This window comes from Actinomyces sp. MRS3W (assembly GCF_032465695.1).
Lineage (GTDB): Bacteria > Actinomycetota > Actinomycetes > Actinomycetales > Actinomycetaceae > Actinomyces.
The window spans coordinates 1-6,449 of record NZ_JAWDJJ010000089.1; the positions used below are offsets into that span (position 1 = coordinate 1).

2 protein-coding genes and 1 pseudogene are annotated in these 6,449 nt (G+C 71.5%); 1 reads left to right on the forward strand and 2 read right to left on the reverse strand.

The window, feature by feature from the left end:
- Window positions 1–976, forward strand: a 976-nt coding sequence (locus RWX45_RS02620) for a DNA gyrase C-terminal beta-propeller domain-containing protein (RefSeq protein WP_316022234.1), incomplete at its 5' end; no start/stop codon positions are given.
- A gap of 12 nt (window positions 977–988) precedes the next feature.
- Here the strand turns inward: RWX45_RS02620 and RWX45_RS02625 are convergent.
- Both RWX45_RS02625 and RWX45_RS02630 read right to left on the reverse strand, forming a co-directional pair.
- A complete protein-coding gene (locus RWX45_RS02625; protein WP_316022235.1) occupies window positions 989–5,635 on the reverse strand; it encodes an FtsK/SpoIIIE domain-containing protein in 4,647 nt (1,548 codons plus the stop codon).
- 14 nt (window positions 5,636–5,649) lie between these two features.
- Window positions 5,650–6,449 (reverse strand): annotated as a pseudogene (locus RWX45_RS02630) (hypothetical protein); the annotation flags it as partial.

A 6,449-nucleotide genomic window follows, 5' to 3' on the forward strand; every position in this document is an offset into this window, starting at 1 on the left:
GCGGCAGGCTGCGGCGGTCAGTCTCATGGCCGGAGCCAAGGATGTGCCGCTGACCGTGCCCGATGACCCGTGCCGTGTGGTGTTGTCGGCAACCGGCCTGGTGGCCCGGGTCGCCGGCGCGGAGCCGGTGCCGCGCTCGGGCGGGCGGCAGCGTCATGACGCGATCACCTCCCAGGTGGCGACGACGGCGCGCGGGCAGGTCGGCGTCGTCACCGATACCGGACGCCTGGTGCGTATGGAGGTGCTGTCTGCCCCCGAGGTTCCGCGCCTGGAGGGGGCTCCCTCGCTGGCAGGTGGCCAACCCGCCCGGCTGCTGGCGGACATTGAACCGGCAGAGCAGATCGTCGGCCTGGTTCCGATCGGCTCCCCGGGCGTCGACGCCGGTACGCCGCTGGCGCTGGCGACCGCAGCCGGGGTGGTCAAACGCGTCAAGCCCGGCAGTGAGCCGAAGCACGGCGATGCCTGGGACGTGATTTCTTTGTCCGATGGCGACCGGGTGGTGTTCGCCGGAACTGCCGCCGACACCGACATGCTGGTGCTGGTGACCTCCGACGCCCGCCTGCTGCGTTTCGAAGCGTCCAAGGTACGGCCGCAGGGGCGCGGCGCCGGCGGCATGGCGGGGGTGTCCCTGCACGAGGGCGCCCGCGTCGTCGCCGGGGCGGCGGTTCCGGACGAGCTGTTGGCCGAGGCGGTCGTCGTCACGGTGGCGGACGCGCACGGGGCGTTGCCCGGAACCGGGTCCGGCAGCGTCAAGGTGACGCCGCTGGACCGGTACCCGGCCAAGGGCCGGGCGACGGGCGGAGTACGGGCCCAGCGCTTCCTGCGGGGTGAGGCCGAGCTCGTGCTCGCCTGGGTCGGGGTGGGGCCGGCCCGCGCCGTGGGCAGCGGCGGGCAGCCGGTTGACCTGCCCGAGGTCGACGAGCGCCGTGACGCCAGCGGCGCCCCGCTGTCGGCGCCGGTGGCCGGCATCGGCTGAGCCGGCGGCTTGTTACTGCACGGCACCGGTGCGCGGCACCTGCACCCAGGTCCAGCTGCCCGGCCGAGCCAGGATGCCGCGTCCCAGGGGAACCGGCTGCCCGATTGAACGGGGTAGGCGAGCCGATAGGGCGTCACCGTCCTGCGGAGACCGGGGGGCCAGGATCAGGCCGGTGCGATTCCGCTTCACCTGAGTCATGAGCCCCCGATACATGCCGGTCAGCTCATCCACCCCGCTGGCGACCAGCACGCCCCCGCTCTGGTCGCGGCAGGCCTTGACGTGTTCCTCGAACGCCGGCACGAGGGCATGGTCGTTACCGAGTACGTCGTAGTCGTCAACCACGACCAGTGTGGACGTTCCCTCGGTCTTCAGCAGTTCACGCAGGTCTTCAGCCTTGGCGGACTCGTCCAATACGGCCACGACCCCGGGGTGGTTCCGGTAGGCGCTCAGCGGGGAGCGGCGGGCGAGCACGAGGATGATGCGGGCACCGGCGGCGAGGGCCGTGGCCACGCCGAAGCACAGGGCGGTCGACTTGCCCGAGCGTCGCGGCCCCGTGACCAGGACGCCATTGCCGACCTCGTCCATGCGCAATGGGATAAGCGATAGCGTGTCGCCGCCCGCCGCGAGTGCGAATTCGCCAGGCCCCAGCTCGGGTCCGAGCGCCAGCGCCTCGGCGTCGGTCAACACCAACGGCAGTTCATCCACCCGCGCGGGTCGGCGCGCCGCCGGTGTCTCGCCCCAGCGTTTCTGTGCGCGTTCGCCTTCCCGGTGTACGGCGGCCACCTGGGCGGTGCCGGCAGGGTCGGCGTCGAGCAGCGCGAGCTGCACTTCACGCGGATGCGTGCCGCTGCGGAAGGCGCGTCCGGGCGGCATGGACACGGGTACATCCCGCGAACGCATGCCCACCAGCTCGAAGTCCTCCGGCGCGGGCATGCGCAGCACGATCCGGTCCTCCAGCATCATGCCCATGCGTCCCCGGAAGATGCTGCGGTCCCCGGCGACGACGACGCGCAGCCCAGCGGCAGGGCCTTCGCGCAGCAGCGTCTCCATCCGTTCCAGCAGAAGGCCGCCGTCAACCTGTTCGAAGCTCGCCACGAAGCCATCCCACCGATCCAGGAGCAGCAGCAGGTAGGGCATGCGCTCGGAGGGCGCAGCCGCAGCCCGCTGCTCCGTCACCGAGGCGAAACCACCCATGGCCAGGGCCTGCTGGCGGCGGCTCACCTCCTTGCCGAGCAGCTCGGTCAGTCGCCGTACTCGGTCCGGCTGGTCACGGGTGACCACGGCGCCCGTATGCGGCAGGGACACGAGCGGCAGCAGCGCGCCGGTGCCGGCATCAATGCCGTACAGATGCACGTCCTGAGGTGAGGCCGTACGGGCGGCCGCCACGGCCAGCGCCCGCAGCAGCGTCGACCGGCCCGAGCGCGCGGCCCCCGCCACACCCAGGTGTCCGGCGCGAGTGTAGTCCCACGTCATCAGCCGCTGATCCTGCTCGGCGGGGATGTCCTCCAGCCCGAGAATCAGCGGGGGCAGCAATCCCTGCTCGCGAAGCTCGGTATCCGGCCGCGAGTCGTCCGCCTGCGACTTAGCCGAGTGACGGTCCTCCAGTTGGTCGAGGGTCACGTTGTCCGGCAGCGGCGCCAACCAGGGACTGTGCGGGTTGGGCCTGCCGGTATCCCGATGCGCCTGGTTCATGGCGTCAACCAGCGTGGCCAGATCGGTGGGGATGGAGACGTCCTCCTCCACCTGGGGCGGGGCCGGTTCGGGCCGTGACATCTCCGCCAGGGTCAGCCGGCCGGTGCGCAGCGCCGCCTGCGGTACGGCGCTGCGCGGACGCCCGCCGACACGCGCTGCCTGGAACTGCTGCAAACTGGCGTGCCCCAGGCGGGCGTAGGCGCGGCCGGGTATGGATGGAGGGATCCGGGCCGAGGCCCCGGATTCGATGACGTCATCGGAGTCGGCCTCGTCGGTCACCCGCAGGGCGATACGCAGGTTGGTGTTGGACTTGATCTCGGCGGAGACCACCCCCGCTGGACGCTGCGTCGCCAGGACCAGATGCACGCCGAGCGAGCGACCGCGACGGGCAATGTCGACCAGGCCGGTGACGAAGTCGGGGAGTTCGGCAACCAGGGCGGCGAACTCGTCGATGATGATCATGAGCCGCGGCATGGGCTCGTCCCCCGGCGCCATGGCCGCCACGTAGTCCTCAATGTCTTTCGCGTCGGCTCGGGCGAGTTGCAGCTCGCGTCGGCGCAGTTCGGCTCCCAGCGATTCCAGGGCCCGGGCGGTCAGGTGCCCATCGAGGTCGGTGACCATACCCACGGTATGCGGCAGCCGGGAACAGTCTTTGAAGGCGGCGCCGCCCTTGTAGTCGACGAGGACGAAGGTCATGTCATCGGGCGAATTACCGACGCATAGGGACGCAATGAGGGTTTGCAGCAGCTCGGACTTTCCCGAGCCGGTCGTGCCGGCCACCAGCGCATGTGGGCCGTCGGCACGGATGTCCACGGCGAACAGGCCCTCCGCGTCCTCACCGATGACGGCCCGAGTGGTGCGCCCCACCCGCCGCCATGTCTGGAGCACGCCCTGAGCGCTGGGCTCGGCCATGTCGACGACGTCGAGGAACCTGGAGCTGGTGGGAATGGCTCCCTCCGCGCCTGCGGCGGAGACGTCCCTGATGGGGGCCAAGGACCGAGCGACGCGTTCGCACCAGCCCGCGGGTACGAGGTCGAGGAGCACCTGCTCAACCTCATCTTGCCCGGTTTCCGCGACTGCAGCCGGCCCCGGGCCGGTAGCAACCACCGCACGGCACTCCTCCGGCAGGGCGGGGCGCTCCCGGTCGATGCACAACAGGTAGATGCCCAGCTGCGGGCCCTCCCGCAGGATGCGGACCATGCCCGGCACCAGCCGCAGCGCTCGGGCACCGTCCAGCACCACCAGCACGGATGCGCGCCCCGCGTCCTTGTCCGCTCCCTCCGCACGGGATTCGATGAGGCTGACGAGTTCGTTGACGCGACGCGTCACGGTCTCCTCGTCGAATCCGACACGGGCCCGCGCACCAGCTCCCTCGGGATTGCGCAGGTGCGGCAACCAGCGCGCCCAGTCCCACCGCGGTTGGGAAGCAGCGGCCTGCTCCGGGTCGGCGAGGATGACCAGGTCCAGCTCGGCGGGCGAATGCAGCGCGGTGGCTTGTGCCACCAGCCAGGTGGCCACGCGGTGGCGTTCCTCGCCGGCAACACCGGCGACGCCGAGCCGTCCGAGTCCGACCGTCACCGGAACATCGGGGGCGGTCCAGCGCAGCGGCTCCTCATAGGTGGCGCGTGCGGGGTCCTGAAGGACGACCTCGCTGGGCACGTCGGCGGTGCCCACGCGCAAGTCCAACCAGTCGGGGTCGCTGGGGCGCCGTTCCCACAACCCCGCACGGGGCCCGGTGGCGCGCAGCAGGATTTCTGCCGGATCCGGGGCATCCCGGCGCCGCAGTCCCCGCTCCTCCAGCAGTGCCCGGTGAGCTGCCGCCTCGGCGGCGGCCTTCTGCTGCCGGTACTGCCGCATCCCGTCGCGGTAGGCGCGTTTGCGGGTGGAACGGCCCTGGATGCGGTTGGCCAGCATCATGATCGGGGACAGCACCACGAACAGCAGCGTCGCCGGCCTGTGGGTGAGCAGGTACATTCCGCCGCCCATGACCAGGGGCGACAGGAGCATGGCCAGGGGGAAGGGCGGCTTCCCGGGCGGCTGCGGCTGGCGCGGCAGGGTGAATATCCGCTCCCGAGTGGGCCGGGCCAGGCGGGGCGGCCGGTTGAAGTCAAGGGTCGGCGCGCCGGGTGTCGGGGTTGCCACCGCGTCCGCGGCCGGAACCGGGCCGATGGCCAGTTGGGTGCGTCCGACGGTGAGCACCGCCCCTTCCTCCCAGATGGTGTCCGGTTCCAGGGAACGTCGGTCCAATTCCAGGAACCTGCGGGGGGTGTCCGGCGGCTGTTCTTCCAGGGTTTGTTCCGGAACCGTCTCGGCAGGCTGTTTGCGGTCGCGGCGCCGACGGCGACGAGAGCGACGCCGTGACTCCGGCTCCTGTTTGAGCCCCAGGACCAGGGGCCCGGGCAGTTCCCGCTTCCGAGCTGGGGCCGGTTCCAGCATCCGCTCGGCGGCATCCTCGCATGGGCTCAGTACGGCTCGGCCGCCGGAAAAGACGACCAGTTCGAGGTCGTCTTCCTCTGCGTGCCCCTCCAGGGGGATGTCGGCGCAGGCGCCGCCGATCGTGTAGCGGCCCAGTCCGAGCCGGTGCACCGCCCCCGCGCCCGGGCCGGAGATGACGCGCAGTTCAACGACGCCGTCGGGCTCGTCCTCGTCGCCCATGGCGGGGCTTCCCAGGCCCAGCAACATGCCGTCGCGGATACCCCCCGTCTCCAGGGTCACCTGCGGATCCAGACGGTTGGAGCCGTGCCACAGTGAGGGCGGCGCGGAATCCGGCCCGGTCGCCGTCTGCTCCCCGACCACCGTAAGTTTGCGGGGCAGCTCGGTAAGCGCCCCCGCGCTGGGGCCGGGCACGGCCCGGTTGAGTGCGTCGGCGAGCTCGTGGATCGTCGTCTCGGGCGGAGCGGTGACAATGAGATCGCAGGCCTGCCGACCGTCGGCGGCGGAAGGGCGAACGCTGAGCAGTACACGCATGGCCGGCGGCTGCCTCAGGCGGTGGTACGGCGGACCGAGGCGCCAGGCGCCAGCTCCTCGACGAGCGCCGCGGTGGCTGGATCCACATGCGCGACCTCATCGGCTCCGGCAGCATCGAGCAGGGCGTCGACGTGGGCGAGCAGATCGTCCCGGCCGCGATCGGCCGCCAGCCGCAACCGGTCGCGCCAGAGCCGCTGGTCAAGATCAACCACCCTGAGCCCGGTATCCACCGCGAGCGCCGCCCCCTCCGGGTCGGTGTCGTGAAGAATCTGCGCGGCACGATGGGCGGCGTCGGCAATGAGCTGATCGGCCTGGCGCGCGGTACGCACCCTGGCCAGCCAGCTGTAGCGGCCCGCCGGGAGGTCCGCGCCGACGGGTCCACGTACCAGGCGCAGGGCTTCGAGGAGAAGTTCTGCTTCGCGTCGGGTGTCGGTGTGACGGGAGGCGTCCAGGAGGGAGCGCAGTACATCCCAGTCGCAGACGACGTCCGGTCCGAGCACCAGCCGTCCTTCCTCATCCTGGCGCACATGCGGTATGCCGTGGCTATCGTTCCCGAGCCAGTCGCGCAGACGGTCCACCGTGGCATTGACGACGTCGCCCGTGACGCCAAGCGGCCACAGCATGGTGCCCAGAACGCTGGGGCGAATGCCGTGCGGGTGCAGCGCCAGACAGACGGCGGCCTCGGTGAGCAGGTCGAGGCGCTCTGTGTCGGCGGGTTCCGTGCCGGCGACGGTGGTGGGGCCGAGAACCAGAATCCTGACGGGCGCCGCCCGCAGGGCCGCGGTCGATAGCGGGGGCAGGGGCGGGTCCGGGA

Bases quoted from the DNA above. Each gene is read 5' to 3' on its own strand.
- RWX45_RS02625 (WP_316022235.1), bottom strand. From the start codon at position 5,635: ATGCGTGTACTGCTCAGCGTTCGCCCTTCCGCCGCCGACGGTCGGCAG.